The organism is Granulicella sp. S156 (assembly GCF_009766105.1).
GTDB lineage: Bacteria > Acidobacteriota > Terriglobia > Terriglobales > Acidobacteriaceae > Granulicella.
Map to the genome: position 1 here is coordinate 166,193 of NZ_LMUH01000006.1, position 25,477 is coordinate 191,669.

At 53.5% G+C, this 25,477-nt stretch carries 14 protein-coding genes, 1 tRNA gene and 1 pseudogene; 11 read left to right on the plus strand and 5 right to left on the minus strand.

What is annotated here, in order from left to right:
• Positions 1–158: 158 nt before the first annotated feature.
• The 3 genes from GSQ91_RS05345 (at position 159) to GSQ91_RS05355 (ending at position 9,386) form a co-directional block, all read left to right on the plus strand.
• Positions 159–3,575 carry a TonB-dependent receptor gene (locus GSQ91_RS05345; RefSeq protein ID WP_158820227.1) on the plus strand — a complete coding sequence of 1,139 codons (3,417 nt, stop codon included), beginning with the start codon at positions 159–161 and terminating at the stop codon, positions 3,573–3,575.
• 136 nt (positions 3,576–3,711) lie between these two features.
• Positions 3,712–5,157 (plus strand): alpha-L-fucosidase, encoded by a 1,446-nt coding sequence (locus GSQ91_RS05350; RefSeq protein ID WP_158820228.1) that lies wholly within the window; start codon positions 3,712–3,714, stop codon positions 5,155–5,157.
• A 638-nt stretch (positions 5,158–5,795) separates the two neighbouring features.
• A complete protein-coding gene (locus GSQ91_RS05355) occupies positions 5,796–9,386 on the plus strand; it encodes a TonB-dependent receptor domain-containing protein (RefSeq protein ID WP_158820229.1) in 3,591 nt (1,196 codons plus the stop codon).
• A gap of 84 nt (positions 9,387–9,470) precedes the next feature.
• Here GSQ91_RS05355 and GSQ91_RS05360 read toward each other — a convergent pair whose 3' ends face one another.
• Positions 9,471–10,187 (minus strand): siderophore-interacting protein, encoded by a 717-nt coding sequence (locus GSQ91_RS05360; protein ID WP_158820230.1) that lies wholly within the window; start codon positions 10,185–10,187, stop codon positions 9,471–9,473.
• A 293-nt stretch (positions 10,188–10,480) separates the two neighbouring features.
• Here GSQ91_RS05360 and GSQ91_RS05365 point away from each other — a divergent pair, with 293 nt between their 5' ends.
• Together GSQ91_RS05365 and GSQ91_RS25660 are read left to right on the plus strand one after the other, a co-directional pair.
• A complete protein-coding gene (locus tag GSQ91_RS05365; RefSeq protein ID WP_158820231.1) occupies positions 10,481–11,203 on the plus strand; it encodes a ferredoxin--NADP reductase in 723 nt (240 codons plus the stop codon).
• A 575-nt stretch (positions 11,204–11,778) separates the two neighbouring features.
• Positions 11,779–11,943 (plus strand): hypothetical protein, encoded by a 165-nt coding sequence (locus tag GSQ91_RS25660; RefSeq protein ID WP_216845067.1) that lies wholly within the window; start codon positions 11,779–11,781, stop codon positions 11,941–11,943.
• 49 nt (positions 11,944–11,992) lie between these two features.
• On the opposite strand, the gene GSQ91_RS05375 is transcribed toward GSQ91_RS25660, so the two are convergent.
• The 3 genes from GSQ91_RS05375 to GSQ91_RS05385 all read right to left on the minus strand — a co-directional run bounded on the left by GSQ91_RS05375 (position 11,993) and on the right by GSQ91_RS05385 (position 13,824).
• Positions 11,993–12,068, minus strand: a tRNA-Lys gene (locus GSQ91_RS05375).
• A gap of 236 nt (positions 12,069–12,304) precedes the next feature.
• Positions 12,305–13,159 carry a menaquinone biosynthesis family protein gene (locus tag GSQ91_RS05380; RefSeq protein WP_158820232.1) on the minus strand — a complete coding sequence of 285 codons (855 nt, stop codon included), beginning with the start codon at positions 13,157–13,159 and terminating at the stop codon, positions 12,305–12,307.
• A gap of 71 nt (positions 13,160–13,230) precedes the next feature.
• Complete coding sequence (locus GSQ91_RS05385; protein WP_158820233.1) at positions 13,231–13,824, minus strand: biotin transporter BioY; 594 nt, start codon at positions 13,822–13,824, stop codon at positions 13,231–13,233.
• A 467-nt stretch (positions 13,825–14,291) separates the two neighbouring features.
• Between GSQ91_RS05385 and GSQ91_RS05390 the strand changes: the two genes are divergently transcribed.
• From GSQ91_RS05390 to GSQ91_RS26185, 5 genes are all read left to right on the plus strand, one after another.
• Complete coding sequence (locus tag GSQ91_RS05390) at positions 14,292–14,687, plus strand: septum formation initiator family protein (RefSeq protein ID WP_158820234.1); 396 nt, start codon at positions 14,292–14,294, stop codon at positions 14,685–14,687.
• Positions 14,688–15,141: 454 nt separating this feature from the next.
• Positions 15,142–18,774 (plus strand): carboxypeptidase regulatory-like domain-containing protein, encoded by a 3,633-nt coding sequence (locus GSQ91_RS05395; RefSeq protein WP_158820235.1) that lies wholly within the window; start codon positions 15,142–15,144, stop codon positions 18,772–18,774.
• Between the two features lie 256 nt (positions 18,775–19,030).
• Positions 19,031–22,291, plus strand: coding sequence for a carboxypeptidase-like regulatory domain-containing protein (locus GSQ91_RS05400; RefSeq protein WP_158820236.1), 3,261 nt, complete (start codon positions 19,031–19,033; stop codon positions 22,289–22,291).
• Positions 22,292–22,347: 56 nt separating this feature from the next.
• Positions 22,348–23,574, plus strand: coding sequence for a DUF3472 domain-containing protein (locus GSQ91_RS05405; protein WP_158820237.1), 1,227 nt, complete (start codon positions 22,348–22,350; stop codon positions 23,572–23,574).
• A 35-nt stretch (positions 23,575–23,609) separates the two neighbouring features.
• Positions 23,610–23,660: a hypothetical protein gene (locus GSQ91_RS26185; RefSeq protein ID WP_371417087.1), complete on the plus strand. Its 51-nt coding sequence runs from the start codon at positions 23,610–23,612 to the stop codon at positions 23,658–23,660.
• Positions 23,661–23,712: 52 nt separating this feature from the next.
• Here the strand turns inward: GSQ91_RS26185 and GSQ91_RS05410 are convergent.
• Positions 23,713–24,375 (minus strand): annotated as a pseudogene (locus tag GSQ91_RS05410) (ABC transporter substrate-binding protein); the annotation flags it as partial.
• Positions 24,376–24,638: 263 nt separating this feature from the next.
• Here GSQ91_RS05410 and GSQ91_RS05415 point away from each other — a divergent pair.
• A complete protein-coding gene (locus tag GSQ91_RS05415) occupies positions 24,639–25,370 on the plus strand; it encodes an alpha/beta fold hydrolase (RefSeq protein WP_158820239.1) in 732 nt (243 codons plus the stop codon).
• The last annotated feature ends 107 nt before the right edge of the window (positions 25,371–25,477 follow it).

Consider the following 25,477-nt stretch of genomic DNA (forward strand, 5'->3'; position numbering starts at 1 on the left):
CAAAAGGGTTATAGGAACACGACCCTATTCAGCATTTACGGGCTTGACCTCATCAGGGACACTCATCGTGTCGATCTAGTTTTGATCCACGTGAGAGATTCAAAGGATCTTTTCCTTGACTCCGTTCCCATCAACGCTTCCTTGTAGAGGTCATAATCGTGAGCACTTCGTGTAGCAGGCCCACTTGCGCTAAATTGGCACTCTTCCTCTCGTTCATTGTGCTGGTGAGCCAGATCTGGAACCCATCTGCATCTGCCCAGCTTTCCTCCGCATCGGTTACGGGAGGAGTCAAGGACGCGAGCGGCGCCGTCGTGCCAGGCGCGCGGATTGTGCTGAAGAATGCGTCGACGGGCGTGGAGCGCGCGGCGACCTCCAACGACAGTGGGAGCTATAACCTTCCCGCAGTCCCTCCGGGACCATATACCTTACAAGCGACGAAGACCGGGTTCGCTACGTTTAGCAGCGGTGGCTTCACGCTCGTTGTTAGCCAAACGAGCACCATTGACATAACGATGACGGTCGGAGCCGTCAATGAGACCGTCTCAGTGCAAGCGGAAGGACAGACGCTCGAAACCGGCAGCTCCCAGTTGGGCACAGTCATCGGGAGTAGGGAAGTGACGGACCTGCCTCTGAATGGGCGTAACTTCACTCAATTACTTTCGCTCACGCCCGGCGCCTCGCCGATCAGCGTGGCCCAGAATGGAAGCGGAGATCGGACGCCCACTACCTTTGGTTCGGCATTCACATTTCCTGCGGTAAATGGGCAGACGAATCGTAGCAACTTTTTCATGGTGGACGGCTTGAACGATGAGAACAGCTGGTACAACACCTACACCGTCGCCCCGATTATTGATGCGATTCAAGAGTTCAAGGTCCTTTCTCATCCAGATCAGGCACAATATGGCGGTGTAACGGGCGGTATCGTCAATGTCGTAACTAAATCTGGGACGCAGCACTTCCATGGCTCTGCCTGGGAGTATTTACGCAACGACTTTTTCGATGCGCGCAATCCATTTCTGAGCTCTGTTACGCCGCTTCGACAGAACCAGTTTGGCGGTTCGCTCGGCGGACCGGTGATACTCCCTAAACTGGCAGGACTGCGCAAGAACACTTTTTTCTTTGTGGCAGCCGAGGGTTTTCTCTTCAGCCAACCTGCAAATAGCTTTTTTATTGTTCCTACCTCCACAGAACTCAGCGGCGATCTAAGTGCGGTGCCTACGCAGATCTATGATCCCTCGTCGACTCGACCCGATCCCGCAAACCCTGGCCAATTTCTCCGGACAGCTTATGCAAATAACCAAATTACGCCCTCAGAGATTGATCCAAGAGCGGTTGCCTATGCAAAGTTGGTTCTGCCGTCCCCGATCTTCATACCCAGTGCGCCGCAATATAACGCTATCAATACAGAGTCGAACAAGCAGCAGCAAGAAAACTATACCGTCAGGATCGACCATAACTTTGGGGATCACGACTTCGTTTGGTTTCGCTACAGCGCGGAGCGTTTGAATGAAACGACGCCAGGAGGCCTTCCCAGCATTACGCAAACCCTCAGTGAGCCAGGTCAGAACTATGGAGCGAGTTGGATGCACGTTTTCGGCCCTTCACTCAGCCTGCAGGCCCAATTCGCGCGTTCTCACCTTGGTTACGATAGCGAGAGTCGCTTCTCTATCCCAAATGTCATCGGGACATACGGAGCGACTCCCGCGATCGCGGGATATGTTGGTGGCATTCAACTGATGCCACAGATAGGTGTCAATGGCTTCTTCAGCGGCGGGGAATCGTCCGCTCCTTCCCCCGATCTCTCGACCACCTGGCAGTACAAGAGCGATGTAACGAAGAGCATTGGGAGGCATGTCCTCCAGGCTGGCGGAGAGTGGAACAGCCTGGGGCATACAGAAAAGCAACTCTACGGACAGGTTGGATTTGCACCTCAACAGACGGCCGATCCTAACAATCTTGGCACCACGGGAAGCGCCCTCGCCTCCTTCTTGCTCGATGTTCCGGATAACGCCTACCGCCGTAACGTGAACATCGCGGAGCGACCGGGCGGCATCATGGGATTCTATGTACAAGATCAGATGCGCGTCACGGAGAAACTAACGGTCAACGCTGGGCTTCGCTATGATCGCACCTTCATCCCTGGCTATGGAACGGAGAGTTCAGTCGGAACGCAGGGCAGCATCGAGACCGGAGACATGGACTTCGACAATGGCACCTACATCGTCCAACAGCTTCCTCCTTCCTGTGAGGATCGCGGGCACGCCCCATGTATACCGGGAGGTGTTCTGCCAGCGCATGTCGTCGTAAGTCCTAATAGGCGAATACTGCATGACACGAAGACGAACTTCGGCCCCCGTATCGGTGCAATATACCGTGTCAACCCACGCCTCGTGATTCACGTGGGTTTTGGGATCATCTTCGATAATTGGGCGGCTGCCATTCAACTCGCGCAGAATTATCAAGGCTCTTGGCCGGATATAGGAACTCAATCCGTTCAGAGCCTCAATCTGCCTAGCGGCACAAGCCTACTTCCAACAGTGACCGGGCAAAATCCGTTTCTCGGCGCGAGTGCCTCCGATCTACCTGCCAGTACTCCGTTCACTCCGTCAAATGCGAACTACTACGTAGATCCGAATATCCGGAACCCCTATTCCGAACAATACAACCTCGGAATCGAGCAGCAGTTGACCCAAAATATGAACCTCTCACTCAATTATGTGGGGTCGGAATCACATCGTTTGGATGTTGGGACCTACTACAACACAGCCGTCACACCCGGACCCGGAGATCCAAGTGCGAGATCGCTATACCCTTACATGATTGCCAGCAACTATGATCGCTCCATCGGAAAGGGAACGTATAACGCTTTGCAGATTGCTTTGAGCCGGCGCTTTGAAGGTGGCCTCGCCTATCAAATCTCTTACACCTGGAGTAAATCGATTGATGAAGGATCGTCGGGTTATTTCGGCGTTGAAGGCACTAATGTCCAAAACCCGTACAACATCCGCGGCGACCGCAGCGTCTCTGCATTCGATCTTCCACAACAGTTCACCGCAAACGTCAACTACGAGGCGCCGGTCGGCCGTGGCAAGCGCTTTTCGACGGGCAACAGATTGGCGGATTATGCACTCGGCGGCTGGCAGGGGAATGCTATCTTCAGCGCGCACTCTGGCCAAAATTTCAGTCTCAATCTTGATCCGGATATCGCCAACATTGGGAATGAAGGATACGAAAGGCCGAACCTTGTCGGCAACCCGAAACCGGCACATCAGTCAAAAGACGAGTGGTTCAACACTGCTGCTTTCGTCGCCCCCGTCCAGTACACCTATGGAAACGTTGGGCGAAATTCTCTGCGTCAGCAGGGTTTCTGGAACCTTGACCTCTCTGTTTTCCGGCAATTTCCTGTTTATAGGTCGGCACGCTTTGAACTCAGAGGGGAAGCGTTCAACGCAACCAACAGTGTCATCTTGGGTACACCCGGAACCGATCTTTCTACCCCTTCGACCTTCGGAGTGATCTCCAGTACTGCCAATGATGCTCGCAAGCTTCAAATCGCTGCAAAGATCATCTTTTGAAGTGAACGCCAGTGCCGCTTGACTGACAGATCGCCTCGGGTCGCTCTATCGTGATTCGGCTAGCGCCGCAATGGCAGACGTTCTTTGCTAACAGTAATGCATAACGGGACGGCCCCTTTGCCGCAAGGAGAATTGAGTGACGATCAGCCGAAGAGAATTCAACTATGGGCTCATGACAGCTGCGACCTTGCTAGGAGGCGCGCACAGATTGGACGCTTTGTCCTCTCCGACTCAGATGCGAGAGCCGTTGTTAGATCTGCAGCAGAAGTTTCTGGACTTGCGTTTCGGGATGTTCATTCACTTGAACATGGCTACCTTTGAGGAGCGTGAGTGGGGCGACCCAAAGGCGTCCCCGAAGTTGTTCAATCCAGCTCGTCTGGACACGGATCAGTGGGCAGAGGCGGCCGCCTCCGCGAATATGGGATATGGATGTTTGACGACGAAACACCATGACGGTTTTTGTCTCTGGCCCACAAAGACCAGCAGCCCAAGTGTCAAGGATTCTTCCTTCCCGCATGACATTGTGCGTTCCTATACGGATTCCTTTCGAAAGCGCGGGCTGAAAGTTTGCCTCTACCTCTCTATTCTCGATCTGAGGGCTGACATCCGTCCGTATCAGATCACATCGCAGAAGATCGATCTGATTAAAACCCAGCTAACAGAGCTTCTGACCAACTACGGAGAGATCACGATGTTGATCTTCGATGGGTGGGACTGTGGTTGGGCGCGCTTGCACTACGATCAACTTCCCTTTAGGACAATCTATGATCATATAAAGAGCCTTCAGCCCAATTGTCTGGTCTCTGACCACAATGCGGGCCAGTATCCGGGCCCCGCTCTCTATTACTCAGATATCAAGGAGTACGAACAACACGCCGGCCAGAAGATTCCAGCTGACAGCCTGGTTCCATCGCAGTCCGGTACTACGTTGCAGAGCGAATGGTTTTGGAAGTCCGATTATCCTAAACAAGAACTTACGCCAGCCAAGCAGATTGTCGAGGAGTGGCTGATTCCGTTCAATCAAGGACATTGCAATCTCATCCTGAATGTTGCTCCGAACCGGGACGGGCGATTTGATCCAAACGCAATTGCGAGGCTTGAGGAGATTGGCAAGCTTTGGAAGAACCCCGGTCCTTCCCCGAAAATAGCCGCCTCCATCCAGATCACGACTCCGAATCTGGCGTTTGCCAAGCGTTCTTTTGCCAGCAGCAGTGCCGACACGTCCGGCCCTGATCTCGCGAATGACAACAACTTTCGAAGTTCCTGGATGTGCGATGAAGGGCAGACGTCAGGCTGGCTCGAGATTGACTTTGATCAATCGGTCGCATTCAATACCGTTTCGATCGTGGAGTCCCGCTACGACTCGGACTCTGGGGCGAAGAGCCGAATCGACAGCTATCGAGTGCAGCGTTGGCATGACGGCTCATGGTCCGATCTCGCAATAGGAAAAGGTGGGAATACATTCCAACTGCATCAGTTCCAACGGATCAGTGCGGAGCGTATTCGGTTGGTATTGTCTGGCTCGACGTTACCGCCTGGCATTACCGAATTCGGAGTTTACAACGAACCCCTGGGATCGTAGCTTTCATTGGTCGCCGCAAATCCAGTGTCGGACTGTGGTTCACGTTTGAGTGGGCAAAACCCATCGGCATCCCATTCATGGTATGGGATGTCAGTGACGTTTGAGCGTAGTTGAGAGTTTGCGCTGCGCATCCCTGGTAAATGCCTAGGTACAGGCCGGTGCGTCGATGTCGCACTCCGTCTTCTTGGCTAATTCGATTCGAATCAGTCGTGGTTCCAGCAATTGCTGAGATCCGGCAATGATTGCTGCGCGATCAATGCCCCAATCAGACGGGAAAGCACGAGTTCAGTGATTTGTGTTGGTAGCGTGCATGTTTTGCCCCTCTAAAGGGGTGTTGGAGCGGGCCTCAAACGAGGATATGCCGCTTCGACTTCTTGAGAAAGACTCATCGTGTTGACCCTCTGAGATTTGCGTGAAAGAAGCGAGAGTGGGCGAAGCCCATTTAACTCTCACAAAAGATCGATGGGGTTATGGGTTCAGGTAGCTGCGACTGTGCCTCGGCCTGCAGAGTGCTGTGAATTTAACTGAGATCTCCGAACACCTCAGGGCCTATGTTTCCGACTGTGACGATGATCCCTAACAGTCCAGTCGATAGAGAGAGCTCCACCGACTCAATACATCCATTTCAGAGGTCAGCAATGCCTAAGCTAATGTCAAATCTGCGACAGCGTCTCTTCTTCGGAATTTGCCTGTTAACGTTCTTTCTCTCGGTATGTAGTGAGGCTCAGGAATATCGAGGCACAATCTCCGGACGGGTAACGGATCAATCAGGAGCGGTAATACCCAAAGCTGCGATCACTGCCGTCGGTCCGCAGCAGACGTATCATGCTGTGACAAGTGCCAACGGGGAATACACAATTCCCTATCTTCAATTGGGCGTGTACCGGGTATCTGCCAAGGCCCCGGACTTTGGCGAGGTTACGAAAAGCAATATTAATATCGAAGTCTCTTCAAAGATCAATCTGAACTTCGCTCTGCAAGTTGGTGGCGTCTCCGAATCAGTAGTAGTTTCTGCTGATGCCGTGGGGCTCAATACAGATGATGCGTCTGGTGGAACCGTAATGGATCCGGAGAAGGTCCAAAATCTTCCTTTGAATGGCCGCCAAGTCTATGGACTTTTATCTCTTGTTCCTGGGGTAAAAAACTATGCCACTACGGGTGCACAACAGGCCACCGGGCAGGACGAGAGCAATGCATATTCCATCAATGGGCAATCAGGGAACTACAATCAGTTCTCTTTGAACGGTGCCTCGGTTTCACAGCAGGGAGGAGGCGGTTCGGGAACTTGGAACATCTCGCCCAGCGTCGATGCTGTCGAAGAGTTCAAGGTGATGACCAATACCTATGACGCTCAGTACGGCCGCGAGGCAGGTGGAACCGTCAATACCGTTCTCAAGAGCGGAACTGACCAATTCCACGGGACGGTCTATGACTTCTGGCGCAATTCAATCTTGGATGCGAATTATTATCAGTTGAATCAACAGGGGCAGAGTAGAGCATTTCACAATCAGCACCAGTTTGGTGGCACCGTTGGTGGACCTATTCTCCATAAGAAGCTCTACTTCTTTGGTAGCTATGAAGGGTGGCGGGAAGTGTATCCGGTGGCCGTTGTAACGGGTACTGTAACTCCGGACATGTTGCCGGGACCGGATGGCAGTGTGAATCTGACAAATTATCTAGCGAACACCAGTGGACACAATATCTATGATCCTCTGACAACACACTGCGTCGTCCCAGGTCAGAATCCATGTGAGAGTTACGCGAGGAATCCGTTCCCAAACAATACGATTCCGGCGAACAGAATCAGTCAGATCGGCCTCAATATCTTGAAGCTCTGGCCTCATCCCAATGTTCCGGGTAATACCTATAGCAACAACTATATTGGGGATAATCCCGGCCGGTTCCAGTACAACCAGCCGATCGTTCGCGTTGACTATGCGTTCAGCGACAGAACCCGCATGTATGGGATGTTCGCGTGGTGGTCAGGTACATCAGACAGTAATTCGTCCGGTCTGCCAGGTGGAATTGCGCAGGGAAATATCAATAACTACAAGTCGAGCTTGACACAGGTCCTCGATTTGACTCATACGTTTACGTCAACGCTCTTCGGAGACATTCGCGCTTCCTATAATCGAGCATTGAATACCAGCTACGACGGCGCGCTTGCTGCTGGTCTCGATAACAGTCTTACAGCGGAGAGTCTAGGGCTAAGCATGCCCCAGATTCCGACGACATCCAACCGATATGCTCCGGAGATTGGTATCTCCAACTGTTGCACTGCGAACATTATCGGAAATACCGTCAATCCAAATATGTATGAGACCTATGAATTGGCGCCTTCTGTGAATCAGGTGTTAGGGCGCCACAACTTGCATTACGGCGCAGATTTTATGCTATTCCACGACATACCTGGGGGCGACGGACAACCCAACGGGAACTTCTCCTTCGCGAGCCAATACACGCAAAAGGATCCATTCAACAATGTTGGAGACGGAGACGGTATAGCGGAACTCCTACTAGGGGTACCTGACAGCGGCTCTGTGGACGACTTCCTGACCGCTTACGAGAGCTACAACTACTATGCAGCCTACGCACAAGATGATTGGAAGATTCTTCACAACCTGACGATCAATCTCGGTCTGCGATGGGAGACTGAGAGTTCGCCGCGTGACCGCAATAATCGCTTGACGGCAGGTTTCTGTACGACATGCGTCAATCCGGTTAGTAATCAACTGGATTACTCTGGTGCTGCTGCCTCTCTCCCTAATCCGATTTTGGGAGGATTACAGTTTGCGAATGGTAACTTCACTGCTTACCAAAACTACTGGGGTAGCCTGCTGCCCAAGGTTGGCGTGTCGTACGCTTTGGGGGACAAGCTAGTTGTACGTGGCGGCTGGGGGCTGAGTTCAGCACTCGGCGTCGAACTAGGCGCACAGTCTACCTGGCAAGAAACAACAGGCTATACTGCCTCCCTTAACGGTGGCCTGACGCCAAGTGGTTATTTCGGCACGGGTAATCCGTATCCTAACGGCTTTACGCCTCCTCCGGGCAATTCCCAGGGGTTGGAATCGGGTATTGGGAATGGGGTTCAATATGATCAGCGCGATCGGAGGATTCCTCGCGTGCAGTCGTATTCCTTTGGGTTCCAAGGGGCGGGCCCATTTCAGTCTGTGTGGGACCTTGAATATGTCGGAGCCCATACGACTCGGCTTCGCTCCACCATCCAGTTGAACTCCATTACCCCTGCAGAGTTCGCGGATGCGCATGTGAACCCAGGCAAATACAATGCTCAGGTTCAGAATCCTTTTTACGGTATTGCGGGACCAGCCACCACGCTCGGTAGCAGCCAGACGATTTCGGCCGTAAGGCTACTAGTTCCATTTCCCGAGTTCGACTATGTCGCCGACTATGCCGATCCGCAGGGATACAGCAACTACAACTCGTTGCAGGCGAAATTTGAGAAGCGCCTCACGAACTCAAACGTTCTGATGAAGGGTCTGAGCGTTCTAGCTTCGTTCACTTGGTCCAAGATGATGACGGCGACGGACAGGCTCAACGATAGTCAGGATAGCTTGGTAGACGTCAATCCGACGTACCATATTGACCCCTACGACCGCGGTTGGGACTTTTCCTTCAGCGGTCTCTACACCTTGCCCATCGGCAAGGATGGTCTCATTGCCAGCAACGCTCATGGCCTTTTGGGACAGGCTCTCGACAGTTGGCAGTTGGACTGGATATTTCAGAACGATGGTGGCCAGCCAATCGGTTATCCCAATACCTATGTCTACAACTGTGGCGGACCCTACAATATTCGTCCTGCACATAAGACCTATTACAGCTATCTGAATAACTCTGATAACTATAACGCCTTTACGAATGGCACTCAGCCGAGTTGCTTCACACCCTTAGCCCAGTACACCGCCATAACGGCGATGCCTAACACTGGTGTGGTCCGCACCCCCTGGGCTCAACAAACGTCCTTGGGCGTGGAAAAGCGTTTCAATATCACCAACGACATAAAGCTTCAATTCAAAGCAGAGGCTTTCAATCTTACGAATACACCTATCTTCGGCGGGCCCAACACAGGGAATGTCACCGACCCGTTGACGCGGAATAATAATGTCGCAGATCCAAATGCTCCGGGCGCTTGGTCGGGATACGGGACGGTGGGTGCAAATCAGCAGAACAGCCCTCGACAGATACAGCTTTCATTAAAAGCTCTTTTCTGATCGGGACGATCCATCTTCGCCGAAATGGGCCCTCATAGGCTGCTACGTGAGCTATGGGGGCCATTCGAGAGTTTGAGCTGCGTATCAATCCATGCCGGTTTTTCCCGGAGACCAGTAGGCCCTCACCTTACTATTTGAAGGTTCGATGCCTGCCGCTCTTAAGCGCTTTCGAATGCTTTGAATTGACCGCGCCTGCCCAGTAAAGACCCACTGCGGCGACCCCAGCGTGGATGCATCCTCGACCAGCCTCGTAACGATCTTCTCCAGGTGAGAGCCGTCGTGGGTTTTTTCAAATAGCGCAATATTCTCAAGCCCCAACTTCGCCGTCGCAATCTCCACCTCTGGCGGAGAGGTGACTTCTAATAGGAATCTCAAAGCATTCTTCGTGCAGCGGTGAAAGGCTTGAGCGGCCGCTAGAGAAGTCTCATCACCAAAGAACAGTACTGGCTCTTTGAATGCCGTGAAATCGAGTGAATCTTTTGGCCGCATCACCTGGCAGATATCGCCAGTTTTGAGAGTTGCGGCCCATGCAGAGCCTGGTCCTCCGCCATGTAGATAGAAGAGAAAGCGAGCAGATCCCGCCTCAGGGTCCAAATCCATAGGAGTGTAGGCCCGCTTCGTCAAATTCCCGAGGTATATCTGTACGGCTTGTCCCGGCGTCCACCGCACGCCCTTGAATTTCTCCCCTTGCATGCGTATCAGCCTAAAACGGCTGCCGATAACTTCGGATTCGGTGACCATCATTGGATGAAAGAGGAATTTTTCTATTGCGCTCGAAAGGAAACTGGATAGTCCGGACATGGATCCCCTATGCGCTTGATGGAAGCCGCTACAAGTGTTAACGGATGACGGCGATGAATATTGTGTATGCCTGGATCGCTCGGCAGTTGAGTGTCGGCCTTCACTTCGGCGGACCCTACGCGCCGCTGACAGTACCAGTAGGCGAATTTCAGAGTTTCTCGGCTAACGACAGACATTCATACCTGCAGACACCCTCGTCTGCTATATCCCGATTAGCCGATTCGTGAAGACTGCCGATCATCCATTGGACCGCATCCAAGGGAGATAGCGTTCTCTCCGCGTGGAGGTTTTCGATGCCGGGGCACAGAATCAAGCTCACAAAAGCCGAAGAAGTTGCGGAAGGAACGATGGCGTTTCACTTCACCCGGCCTGCCGCATTTGAGTTCCAAGCGGGACAGACCATAGATATCACCCTGATTGACCCGCCAGAAACAGACGCGGAAGGCAATGTCAGAACGTTTTCGATCGCAAGTTCACCCTTTGATGATCAGCTCATGATTGCCACGCGTATGAGAGACACGGCATTCAAACGCATATTGCGCAAGGCACGCCCCGGCTTGGAGGTTGACATCGTAGGCCCGGACGGATCGCTGACGCTCCACAAGGATGCAACCAGGCCGGCAGTCTTCCTTACCGGTGGTATCGGGATTACACCTTTTCTGAGCATCGTTCGCCAGGCGGTGAACGACAAATCGAAGCGCGAGATCTATCTGATCAATTCCAACCGCAGACCGGAGGATGCTCCATTTCTCGACCTCCTGAAAGAATTGGGTGCGCAATACCCGCACTTTCATTTCATAGCCACTATGACCAAGATGGAGACGTCCCATCAAACATGGGCCGGAGAGACAGGGTTGGTCGATGCAGCAATGCTATCGCGGCATCTTCCCCACACGATAAGACCTGTCTATTACGTCGCGGGACCACCGGAGATGGTGACTTCCATGCGAAAGCTGCTGTTGACCGCCAAGGTAGATGAAGAGGACCTTCGTACAGAGGAATTCTCGGGTTATTAAGAGCGGGTTGAGGCGGTTATACGTCAAGTTGTCGCTCCTGCAGATGTGGGCATAATCGTTTCAAATATTGGTATTACGCCTGATTTATCGGCAATCTACACACCGAACGGAGAAGTAAGTTCGTTGCAGAATCTCATTTTCCATCTTCCACTATCCAAGAAACCTGATGGACTGTCTGGTCAATTGACGGAGATGACGGAAACAACGGATCATACAAACCAAAGTCCCGCGGTTGCCGTCTGACTTGGTGGAAGGGCGTTCAGATGACAGCAAATCGAAATCGTACTGGTCCTGAGGGTCCAAACTCTCCTTGGCTTGGATTTGTAAAGCTCCTGTTAGTTGTCGTCTTGACGGCGATGCTTTTTCTGCTCGCCAGGAGTATGGTGCGTCACCACTTTTTCGACGGCGGCCAGATGAACCGGCATGACGCCGCTAGACCATAGCAGCGCTTGAAGCCAACGGGAGAGACTTGGAATTTTCCCAGATTCCACATAGCACCAATCCATCCCCGGGTGACGACGTTTATCGAATCACGCGACTACGAGGAATCTCTCGCCCCGTCCGAGAAGCCGCCCATGCATCTTCTGCACATCCTCCCGACTGACAAGATGAAAGCAACACTCGTCGATACCACACCCATCACCAACCAGCAGCGGAAGGCGCACCAGGAAATGGAACCACTGCGGACTGCGATCAACCAGCGAAAAAAGGTCGATCAGGTTTTGGAAAACGCATCGTAGGAGCAAACAAACCGGTAACGGTAAGTGCTTCAGAGATTGGGGAAAAAAGTGGTGGACGCGGTAGGGATCGAACCTACGACCAGTCGATTAAGAGTCGAATGCTCTACCAGCTGAGCTACGCGTCCAAGCCTTGAACTTCACTCCGGGAGAGTGAAGAGCGAACATTTTGGCTCGCTAAGGAATGCGCGGGAGAACATCACCGCACGAAGAAAAGTATATCACGATCCGGCGCGATATTTTGCGTTTTCGATTGTGTGGAAAGAGATGCAGCCACTTGCTTTGATTGAAGGGCAGTTGCTTCGGATTTCCAAGTTCGAGTTACGAGTTGCGAGCCTTCTGGCTCGCAACTCGTACACGAAAATTAGCCGACGAAGTCTACGTTGGACTTGTGCGGAATGATGCCGCGCTCGTAGCCCATGTCGAGGATCTTGCGAATGGCCTCGCGGCCGTCTTCGCCGTAGTTCAGCGTCCGCTCGTTGACGTACATGCCTACGAAGCGGTTGGCCAGCGCGGGATCGAGATCGCGGGCGAACTGCATGGCGTATTCGAGCGCTGCTTCGCGGTGGTCGAGCGCGTGCTGAATGCTGTCGCGCAGGGCATTGGTTGTGATGAGCTGAACCTCTGTGCCCAGAGAGCGGCGGATAGCATTACCGCCTAAGGGCAAGGGGAGACCTGTCTGCTCGCGCCACCAGACGCCGAGGTCGAGGATCTTCTTGAGGCCGTCGCGCGTGTAGGTGAGCTGGCCCTCATGGATGATGAGGCCGGCGTCGAACTCGCCTGCCACCACGGCGGGAATGATCTTGTCGAAGTCGACGGTGACGGTTTCAATCTCGGGGGCGAATAGCTTGAGCGTGAGATAGGCCGTGGTCAGTGTGCCGGGAACGGCGATGCGAAGCTTCTTGACCTCGTCGAGCGTGTAGGCCTTTGAGGCGACGATCATGGGGCCGTAGTTCTCGCCGACAGAGCCGCCGCAAGCCATCAGGGTGTAGTGCTCCTGCAGGTAGGGATAGGCGTGGAAGCTGATGGCGGTGACGTCGTAGAACTGCTCGTTCATCGCCTTGCGATTGAGCGTCTCGATGTCGGTGAGAGTGTGGTTGAAGCGATAGCCGGGGACGCGCACTTTGTTGGTTGCGAGTCCGTAAAACATGAACGCGTCGTCGGAGTCGGGGCTATGGGCGATGCTGATGTCGTGAATTGCAGTTGATGCGGAGGTCATTCTGTCCTTGCTGATGGTGAGGTCGATCGTAACGGATCCCTCGGGTGATGCTGTCGAAGGAGCCGGAAGAATCAGTTGCGTGATGTGCGAGCGAGAGCACTGTAGATGCTGGCTGCTGCCAGAATCTTAATGGCTTCGCCAGAAAGGAAGGGCGCGATACCCGCTGCCCAACCCTGATTGAGAGAAAGATGCGCTAACACCATCAGCCAGCCCGCGCCGGAGGCGTAGAGCAGGGCGACGGCGGCAGAGCAGCCGACCACGGCGGCGAGAAAGCGCGGCGTCCTGGTGGAGAGCAGGCGCGTGAGGCCACCCGCGATTGCAGCGACAAAGGGATACGCGAGCAGGTAGCCGCCCGTGGGGCCGAAGAGCTGTGCGACGCCGCCGAGGCCGGTGGGGCTGAAGACAGGAAGTCCGAGGGCGCCCTCAGCCAGGTAGGCCAGCATGGCAAAGAATCCGGCGACGGGCCCCAGCGCGAGGCCAACTCCCAGAACCGCGAGCGGCTGCAGGGTCAGCGGAACCGGCGTGAAGGGCAGAGGGATTGACATGTGCGACGCAGCGGCTACGACGGTTGCCGCCGCGAGCCCGATCAATAGCTTGCCGGGCAGGGTCGCCGCAAAACCGGAGAGCGAGTGGGACGCTGTGGGCTGGGTGAGTGCGGTTTGCATAGGATTAGTCCTCTCTGTAGTGCTCTGGGCTATGGTCTTGCGTGGCCGGAGGTGTGCTGTCTACCAGGCGTCCTGGGCGCCGGCGGAGACCTGTCCGACGGATGTACTGTGCGATCGAAATGGTGGCCCACAAAAGAGCTATCAACGCCAGGATCGAGATGGCAAAGAGGACATGCATGAGCCTTGCTAAGGATAACAAAGACGGGGACGCTGGGCCGGTGTATCGGTTTTTGCTTTTCCTTCCATTGCCTCTTCCGATCGCTAAGGGATGTTCCTTCGGAAGGATTTCCTGGAGGCTTTTCGGTGGCCGTCGAGGGTGACGAGAGGCTTCAAGGCCGTCCGGTGCTTCTCAAGAAGTCCCAGAAAGATGTAACAAGTGTGGTTCCTTCGTTTGCTTGTGGAAGCACCATCCGTTGCAATACGCCATACTTGTAATGGTTTAGATGTAGTAGCTAAAGGGCCTCGTGATGGCAGTCCATGGACAATCCGAACACATTCCGCGCTGGCAAACGGTTGCTGGAACGGCGCGCGAACGTGTCTATGGCTGGCGGCGCAGGGTGGCTACTGTAGCGGTCGGTGTTCTGGCCCTGATGATGGGGTATGACGTTATCTTCGGTAATAACGGGCTCACAGCCTTCCAGCGCAAGCGCGAATTAGCCAAGTCTTTGCAGCAGCAGATGCAGGTGCTGCAGACCGAGAACGAACGCCTGCGCGGACATGTGGATCGCCTGCAGAACGACCCTGGTGCCATTGAGCACCAAGCCCGCGAGGAGCTTCACTACACGCGCGCGGGCGAGGTCATCTATACGCTGCCGGTTGCCCCAAATGCTCCAGCTACGCAGCAGTCACCCAGCAATCAGTAATTGCTGATGTTGGCGCTGGTGCACCTCTGAGTCTCGCGAAGCTCCCCAACTTCCGCTGACCTGAAGACAAATCCGCAATCTCCCCTGATTACGGTTATTAGCCAACTCCCAAACTTCGACCATGTTCGTAAGCATGCGGAAGAGGATGTTTGGCGGCGAAGCTGTGGGTCCTGAGCCCCTCCTTCGGGATGTTTCCCCCTCCTCTGGTCTGAAACGAAAACCTATAAAATTCAATGATTTCTGAAGATTTTTACGGTTTACACACGAGATCTTAAAAAATCTGTAAGGAAATTCCTTGACAGCCTATTTCGTTTCGTATATATCCTCGTTAACCGTTTCCAATCTTTTTATTGCGTGTTATATCGTTTCTCGCGCCAAAGGGTAGACCCAACAGATGCGTAAAACCTTTTTCCCCGTTTCCGTTGTTATTGCTTTCGTAGCGATGATTTTGAGCATGCCCTGTCGAGGACAGGAGTATCGTGCGACCGTCACAGGCAGCGTTACCGACGCTTCAAAAGCGGTAATTCCGAAAGCAACCGTAAGCGTTCGCAATCTAGACACTGGGGAAGTAACGACAGTGCAGAGCAATTCTGCCGGCGTCTACGTCGTGTCCTTTCTGCATCCTGGGCAAAAACTGGAGGTCTCCGCGGAAGCTCCTGGATTCAAGAAGGCGATCTATCCGCCTGTGGTGCTGACGATCTCTCAGACGCAGACGGCAAACTTCGTGCTTCAGGTTGGTTCTGAATCACAGGAGGTGACGGTCGACAGCGAGAGTTATCAGATCGGTCTCGATTCGGAAAAGGCTGATCGCGGCTTTGTGGTGGACAACAAAACCATCACCCAGATGCCCCTGAATGGCCGCAATCCGCTATCGCTGCTGGATTTCGTTCCTGGCGTGACCAATGAAGCCGGCACCGGCAGCGAAGGCACGCCGAACAACATGTACAACGTCTCCTTCTATACGGTCAACGGTACCCCGACGCAGAACACCGAATACACCATCGATGGAATGCCGAATAACTCAACTCCCTGGTACTCCGCCAGTGGGCCTTCGACCATCCCCTCCGTCGATGCTATTCAGGAGTTCAAGGTTGTTACCAATCCATACGACGCGCAGTATGGCCGCACGGCCGGCGGCGTAGTGAGTATGGAGTTGAAATCCGGAACGAAGGATCTGCACGGCTCCGTATACGAGTTCGGCAAACGCGGTTATATGGATGCCAATAGCTGGGCCAATAACTATGCGGGTCTGAACCGGCCCGCGCACACCGAAGATCAGTACGGTTTCGAAGTAGCTGGCCCTGTTTATATTCCGCATATCTATCACGGACGCGACAAGACCTTCTTCATGTTCAATTTTGAACGGTTCAAAGAGGTGCTCCCCAATTTTCAAACGTATGACATTCCAAATGCGGCATGGCTCCAGGGAGACTTTTCCAACTTTGTGGATGCATCAGGCGCTTTGATGCCCGTCTTTGATCCCTCTAGCGCGACCACGGCCAACCCAACCCGGCAGATCTTCCAGAATTCAGCTGGACAGTACAATCAGATCGACCCAAGCAGATTCAACCCCATTGCCGTGAATGCGGTGAAGCTGATGCTCGGCGCGGCACCGCCCACGTCGATCCGGTTTCCCAACGAATTGCCCTGGGAGCAGATCTGGGTGGATACGATTCCGAGCACCAACAGTTCTCAGAACTACGTCTTGAAGATCGACCAGATTATCGGTAGCAAAGACCATCTGTCGGGTAGCTGGATTCGCAGCTACAACCCTTCGGAGTCGTGGGATTCACCGAAGAGCGCTCCCGAATGGTTTGATGGCAGTACCTTTACCGAATACCACATGAACGCCGGCATCGACTGGGAGCATACCTGGCGCAGCAACCTGATCTCTGACGTGCACTTCAGCTATCAGCGCTATTGGAGAACGGATGGTCCTCCTGCTGCCGACCTGAGCTATGATCCCACGCAGCTTGGTTTCTCCTCCGCTCTGGTGAGTGAGCTTCCTCTTAAGGTTGGTTTCCCGACGATTAACTTCAACATGCAGCAGCAGCCCACGGCTACCGGCAATGGCTATAACAGTTGGCTTGCCATGTCGAGAGATTTTTATTACATGCCGGATGACACGTACAGCATAGCGCCCACCATTACCTGGACTAAGGGCAGGCACAACATCCGCGCTGGGCTCGACTTCCGTAACTCACATTTGAATCAGATATACCAAGGTGACAACTCGATGGCGATCGCTGCCAACGGCCAGGCTACCTCGGAATACTGGAATCAACTTGCTTCAAACGATATTCCATCCTTGCCGAATGGCACTCAGCTTTCGCAGAGTTTTAGCGGAAATGCTGTTCTTGATTTTTTGATCGGGCAGCCGAACAGCGTAGCTGTACAAAATGAGGTTTTTCCTTACTACAACACGCGATACTATGCTCCCTGGATCCAGGATGACTGGAAGATTACACCCAGACTGACTTTGAATCTCGGATTCCGTTATGACTTGAACGGCCCACCCACCGTGCGCCATAACTGGTTGAACACAGGTTTCGACTTCAACGCCGTAAACCCAGTGAATAGTTTGGTTGCTGCTGGATCAGGCCTTCCCACGCTGAAGGGTGGTATCACCTTTCCTGGCACTTCTGGAACCAACCTGCCTTGGGCGCGAGACTATACCAAGTGGCAGCCACGTCTGGGCTTCGCCTGGTTGCTTCGCCCTGGTACGGTTCTTCGCGGCGGCATGGGTCGGGTTGTGATGAACACAACGGATACGCCTCCCGCAACTGGATACTCTTACAATCCTGTTTACAATAATTCCCCTGATGGTGGTCGCACTTACTTTGCCAACAATCTTGGCAATCCTTATCCGAATGGAATTCCCGCTATTCCAGGGGCCTCGCTGGGCCTGACGACAAATCTTGGTCAGGGTATCGCGTTCGCTAATCCGAAATACAAGCTTCCCTCAGTCATCGATGGATCTTTGGGGCTGCAACAGATTATGCCCCATGACGGCAAGCTGGAGATCAGCTACGTTATGACGCGGGCTTATGGCATCGACGAAAACTATAGTGATCTCGACGCAAACTTTGGACTCTACAAGAGCTGCAATGCGACCACCGGTACGGCGTCGAACCCATATCCACAGGGACAGTGCCAAGATCTGGCAACCAATCCTTTTTACGGGGTACCAGGATTTACCGGCTCTTTTGAGACGTCCTCGCAAATTGCCAAAATTTATCTTGCGAATCCTTACCCGGAATTTACCAGCATCGAAGAGACTCAGAACAACTGGGGGAGAACCTGGTACAACTCGATGCAGACCACCTACCAGCAACGTCTGGGATGGGAACAGATCAATGGTTCCTGGACCTGGTCCAAGTCGATGCAATCGGGAGGATATCTCGATGATATTTATCTAATTCCCATGCGCAGCATCGCTCAGACGGATCGCAAGAACCGCATCACAGTCACCAGTGTGTTCAATATTCCGATCGGACGAGGAATGAAGTACTTCTCCGGCATGAGCCGTCCGCTCGATGCCGCTATTGGTGGATGGGAACTGGCGGCTGACTCGTTTTGGGAGACTGGACAGCCCGTTGGGCTTAACCAAAGCTACAACGTTATTGGCAATATTCGTGCCCACGGACCAAAGCATAGTACCTCGGACATCATTGATGAGGGTGTGAATCAGTGTGTTGAGTTATGGCATGGTGCGACTCCGACCACTCCTGGCTACTACAGCCTCTTCACCACAAACGGGCAGACGGCATCAACCTGCACGGGAGGCGTTGCCTGGCAGCAGGTAGCTCCCTACGCACCCAAGACGGCCCAGCCCTATACAGACCAAATTCGCGGACCTGGGACGGAGCAGATCGATGTCAATCTGTCCAAGAACTTCAAATTTACCCAGCGGATCAGCATGCAGCTCCGCATGGAGGAGTTCAACGTACTGAATCATCCCACCTGGTACGGCCAGGTGGATATGAACCCCACAGATACGAACTTCGGAACGGTGAACAAGATACTCACCGGAGGACAATCTAATAGCCCGCGTACAGGTCAGTTGGGGGCAAAGATTCTGTGGTAGTGGGAGTTGGGAAACGCATCTATACCTTTCTCTTAATCCCTCAGAACTAGTGCGGAGCTGTTTTTGCTATTGCTCTAATGTAGACGAAATCCTGCCTATGGGCCCTCTTAGTGCCTGGGCAAAAGCCCAGGCCTATCTTTAAAAAAGAAAAGCGTATATCAGGAATTTATTAAGCCTGCCACCTTATCCGAAAGTATCCATCTTGAGGCTGTACCTATTTATTAAATTTGCTCTATTACCTTAGTGGAGGTTCCATATGTCTCTGTCACTCGAAATCGCCCATTGCCGCATTTCGCAGCAGATCAAGGGAACATTCTTTTTGATCGCTGCGGCATTCCTCTTGTTTTTCGGGTACCTCCAACCTGTATCTGCACAATCGATCAATGCCACCCTTAAGGGAACAGTTGCGGACTCCTCTGGCGCTGTTATCTCGGGGGCGGAGCTCACGCTCCTGGAGCCGTCAACAGGGCAGGTGATCCGGCGTGGGACTTCGCAGGCCAATGGTGATTTTGAGTTTGATGAAATTAAGCCCGGTACCTATAAATTGCAGAGCAACGCGAAGGGGTTCAAGTCATTCGTTGCGCAAGACATCATCCTCGACGGTGGACAGATCCGGCGCGTCGACCCTCTGATGGCGGTTGGAAATGCCGTAGATGAAGTGACCGTCGACTCGGGTGCCGCAGTGATTTCTACCGAGTCCGCAACCATCACAGATATGTTCACGGCAGCGCAGCATGACGAGTCGCCGCAGGTGACGATCTATCCAAGCACGAATAATCAGTTGACAACGCTTGTGGGTGTGCAGGGCGGTGCCGGCAGTCTCGTTGCCAATGGAGAGCAGCAGTCGCAGCAGACGCAGACCTTCGATGGAATTTCGAATGATCTGCAAGGCGTGCAAAACAATAATTCCAACTTTTTTGAGCAAGTGAGCGCGACTACCTTCAATGCGCCAGCTGAAAGTCCAGTACCGATTGAAATCAATCAAGTGACCAAACGAGGGGCAAATAGCTTCCACGGTCGCGCGACTTACAGAATATTTAGTTCAGCATTACAGGCGACAAGCTACTTCAATACCAGCAAGACTCCATACCTGCAACATGAGTGGGATCTTGAAGCGACGGGGCCCGTTTGGAGGGACCGGACCTTCTTTTTCGGAGGCTGGTTCTCGCAACGCATTCCGCTCGGCAATCAAAACCAGGCAAACGTTCCTACCACTGATTGGCGCAATGGTGTCTTCTCCACGACGATCATCGACCCTAGTACGGGTCTCCCCTTCGCGAATAACACAATCCCTACGTCGCGGATCAGTTCGGTTTCCACTGCAATTCAGAACAACTATCTTCCTGCTCCTAACGTCAATACGAACGTGCCGGTGAACAACTATTCGTTCTATTTCCCGTTCAACAGCGATCTGTATAAGGGCGATTGGCCGATCGCTCGTATCGACCACAATCTGACGAAAAACAACACTTTATTTGTGCGCTGGTTGATGCGGCAGACGCCCTATGTTTTGAATAATGGCCTTCCCAGCCTTATCTGGACAAGGCAGAGAAAGCATCAGCAGTGGGCTGCTGGGGACACGCATGTCTTTTCTGCGCAGCTTGTGAATAACTTCCGATTCGGCTACTCGACGGACAACATTGTCGATGGATTGCCCGAGCATGGCGTCACTCCTCCAAACGGAAGTCAGGTGTTATCCACGATGGGTTTGGAAGGATCCAACCCCAGCCAATCGACTGGTCAGGGATTTCCGAATATCACCATCTCTGGCCTTACTCAGCTCGACGATGTGGCTGGTGGCGTCAAGGCGAACAACCATATTCTGACGTTCAACAATACTGTCGACTGGCAGCATGGGCTTCATGCCGTGAAGTTTGGCGGCAACGTCGAACACTACAGTAACTTCTATGGTTTTGTGAATGACTATGGAACTCTGACGTTCAACGGAACCTATACGGGCAACGCTTATGCGGACTTCCTCTTAGGCCTTCCCCAGCAGACCCAACGGACCAGCCCTCTTAGCAATCAAACGCAGACGCTGACCGAATACGGTCTTTTCGCGCAAGACTCATTCACCGTTACACATAAGCTAAACCTAAGCTACGGCGTGCGGTGGGACCTGTACGGTACACCGACTTCCACCGATCATCTGATGTACAACTTTGATCCTTCAACTCCTGCTGGTTCCTCTGCGGGCATCATCGTCGATCCAGCGGGCCTATCAAAGGTCAGTTCTCTTTATCCAACCAACCTCATTCCTGTCACTGCTGGAAGTGCTGGAGCTATCTCTGACAAGAGCGATTTCGTTCCTCGTATCGGTGCCGCTTATAGGCTGAATGATCACTCGGTGATCCATGCGGGATATAGCATCTATACCACTCGGCTTGGTGGAGCTACGTTCAATAACTTTGAGCCCATCAATCCGCAGCTCGGGTCCACTGGTCCTTTCAGCATTAGCCAGGTCTATAACAACGTGGTTACGCCTGGGCAGGCCCCACTTCTCTCCTTTCCTAATCCGTACCCTTCCAGCACGAGCAGTGCCTCGGTCCCGAGCCAGAGTGTGAATGGGTATCCACGAAACATCAGTCATGGGCACCTTCAACAGTTCGGTGCCAGCTATGAATATGAGATCAAGCACATAGGCCTACGCGCCTCTTATTTGGGATCACGCGGATCGGGAATCGATTATTCGCTGAACGTGAACCTGCCCGAGCCAAGCCTGCAGACGTTTACTGCGAGCCTGAGGCCGTATCCGAATATTGTGGATGTCAATTTGCTTCGCTTCGATGGCGGAACTCATTTCAATGGGCTGCAGTTTGCCGCCAATCGCCGTGCCGGAAGCCTCACCTTCGACGGAAGCTACTCTTACTCACGTAGTATGGCCAACTATCTGGACACCCAAAATGCTTATGACGTATTGAGTCATTGGACGAACGATGGGGTGACGCGCAGGCACTATGCGTCGGCCAGCATGATATGGGCTCTGCCGTTTGGCAAGGGGCACCGCTATCTCGCCACAGACGGACGTTTCATGGACAGCATTGTGGGTGGCTGGTCGACCAGCGTCCTGACGTATCTTGCATCAGGTCTCTGGTTTTCGCCATCCTTTGATGGGCCAGATCCTTCCAATACCGGAACCTTTGGTGGCTTGCCTGATCTGGTAGGGAACCCCAACAATGTTCCTGGCGGAAAGAAGGTCACGGATTGGTTCAATACGGCAGCATTCGCCATTCCGCAGACCGGGCACTTTGGTAATGCACTGCCGAATAGCCTGGAAAGTCAGCACTTCTATATGACACACGTTTCCTTGAGCAAGACTGTAGCGATTACAAATCGTGTGAAGTTCAAGTTCAATACGCAGATATCGAACGTCTTCAATCATCCGCAGTTCAACGCACCGAGTGGAGATATCTCTGCGGCATCCGGCAACCAGTTCACGAGTCAATTCGGAACTTTCGATTCTCTCGAAGGCGGCCAAATACGGCAGATCACGTTTCAAGGAGGTTTTGTTTTCTGATGAAGTTACGAGCATTACTTATGGTTTGTCTGTCGATGGTACTTTGTGCAGCTGACGTGAAGTCGTCAGCTGCACAGACCGTGCCCTCTCTGGTAGTACCTGGATTCACTGCGTACTCGGAGCCAAATCCAGAAGCATTGGATATAGGGGATAAGAGCCCCATCAAAGGCTGGGCGGATGCAAATACTACGGTGGCCTGGTATGGACAGATTCGTGCAACAGGGAAGCTGGATATAGCGGTCCGCCTGCAACTGCCGAAAGGCGATAGCTCGAAGCTGCGCCTGAAGGTTGGCGACTACGATCTCGCGGTCAAAACTGTCCGCGGTTCGGCAGATGTCATCACTGTTTCTTTTGGATCGATGCAGATTGAAAAAGCTGGAGACTACCGTTTTGCGTTGTCGGGACTGAAAAGATCCGGACCGGTGTTCGGTGATATCGATTCGCTGCTCCTGACTGGAGAGGCTACGAAAGACGCGCTGTTCAATCTGACTCCACAGCGAGGCGCACCTTCCGTTCATCTCAACTTCCCCTTGCAGGACGGCGTCAAGGCCAAGTGGTTTTATAACGAGGTCACGGTAAAGACAGACCCTATCTGGTCCTACTATGAGGCGTGCGGTTTTGCGCGCGGATACTTTGGGATACAGGTCAACAGTCCAACGGAGCGCCGCATCATCTTCTCAGTTTGGGACAGTGGGAATGAAGCTGTGGACCGCGGCAAAGTTGCCGCCGACAACCGAGTCCAGTTGCTGAAAAAAGGCCCGGACGTTGTGGCTTCCGACTTTGGCAACGAAGGCACGGGCGGCCACAGCCACATGGTCTATCCCTGGAAGACGGGCGATACATACCGCTTCCTGGTGAGCGCGGAGCCGGATGGCACGACGACGGTTTACACCGGCTATTTTTACTTTCCGGAGAAGCATGCGTGGGGACTGATCGCCAGCTTTCGCGCTCCCAAGGACGGAGAGTACCTACGGCATCTTTACTCGTTCAACGAGGACTTTGAAGGTGCAAATGGGCAGCAGAAGCGACTCGCTGATTTTGGCAATCAATGGATTAAGACGACAGACAATCAGTGGATGGAGTTGACCAAGGCGCGTTTTACGCACACCGCGCGCGGGATCTACAAAGACCGTATCGATCGCGGGGCAGGCGTTGTTGGCGACCAGTTTTATCTTACGAATGGCGGCTTCAAAGCGGAGACGATCGAGTACAACGATGAGATCAGCAGACCTGCAACCGGGAAGCAGCCTGATGTTGTGTTGCCGGATACGCATCTTCCCTAAGATGAAAACCGCTCAGGCTTCCAGTTGAACGAGTCGTGCGGGCCGTTCGAAGCGTGTTGGATGAATGGCGTGTGCGAGGCAGCTGAGTCCGTCCAGCAACGTGTGAGCGGGCGTGTTCAGGAACTCATCGGGCACGCAGAAGACTCGGCGCTCTCGGACGGCGCGAAGGTCGTGCCATCCGCGCTTCTCAATCACACGACGAAGTGGGACGCGATCGCCAGCGCCGCACCAGGCGAAGACCAGTACGTCGGGGTCGGCGGTGGCGATGGCTTCAGCCGTGGTGTGTGCGCCGGGAGTGCCGATAAAGTCTCCACCAGAGGCTTCAACAAGCTCTGCAACCCAGGTCTGTGAGTGGATGAGAGGGTTGCCCCACTCTTCGCAGTAGACGCGTGGACGAGGAAGGTCCGATGTCTTTGCCCTTGTGGTGTCGAGCACGTTGTTGAAGTGTTCAACGAGGGATTCTCCCTGCGAGACGGAGTCCGTCAGGCTTGCCAGCAGGCGTATGTCGGAGACGATGTTTGCGAGATTGTGTGGCGCGAAGGCTAGTACCGGCAGCGACGCTTTGAGGATGGCGGCCAGCGACTCCATACGATATGGAACGGATGCGATGACGAGTGTGGGTGCGGTGGCGACGATCTGTGCGGTGTCGGCGGTCCATGAGTCCTGCAGTACCGGAAGCCCACGCGCGGCGAGTTCAGGGAGAGCTTCGAGGCAGTAGCGTGTATGCGCGCAGAGGCAATCCAGGCGGCCAAGTGCCGCTAGTGTGAGGGTGATCGAAGGCTGGAGCGAAGCGATGCGCATAGTGGTAGAGATTTCATAGTACGTGCGGAAGGTGCCGAGACTTTAAGCGAACCCAACTCACAGGGGCAGCTTCCGAAGGGACTGTAATGGCCAACGGCAATTGAAGGCACGGTTCGGTTCCCCGCGAGGTGCGTCAAATTGATTCAGTCTGACGGAACCAACGGTTACGCATAATCGTACAATTTCGCATGAGGATCATCTACTCGACTCTTCTCATGCTCTTTTCCGTTTCCCGCCTTCTAGCGCAGGAGGCCGTGCCAGTCATGGTCAACACTGGCACCGGCAAAGTGGAAATGGTTGTTTCTGGCGCAGGCCATCCTACCGTTGTTTTGGAATCCGGTTTTAGCGATACCTACGAATACTGGGATGCGGTCGTGGCGACCCTATCTACCAAGGTGAAGACAGTACGATATAACCGCGCCGGCATCGGGCATTCCCCTTTGACAGACAAGCCGCGAACTGCTGTGGAGATTGCGACGGAACTACATACAGCTCTGGCCAATGCGAAGATCGCTCCTCCCTACATTCTGGTTGGGCATTCGGCTGGAGGGATGTACGTCCGGGTCTTTGCACACCTTTTCCCAGCAGATGTTGCTGGAATGGTGCTCGTCGACCCCGCCCCAGAGGCTTTCTATTCAATGGTGGCCCAGGAAGATCCGGCTCTGTGGAAGATGATGCAAGATGATCTAAAGAATATGCCACTCGGAGCAGGGGCACAGATGAGCGAGAATGCCAAGACCGTGGAAGAGGTGAAAGCTGCGTTTCCTCTGCCGCAAGTTCCTGTCGTGGTGATTTCAGGAACGAAAGTGCAGCCTCCAGTCTTCACTCCCGAACGCCGGAGAGAAATGACGTCCCTTCAGACGGCGCTCGTGCAGCATATACCCGGGGCTCAACAAGTGGAGGCTACTGGATGTGGTCACAATATTCCCGGCGATTGCCCTTCAATCATCAGTGACACCATATTGACAATGGCCGCGAAGCAGATGGGCAAGTGATTTCCTCAATCACTTTGCACACAGGCTCCGAGACGTGGCTTGGCTCGGCACAACCAAACTGACGAAAACTCTTCATCGCGCCTTATCGTGCGCCGCGACAAGATGCA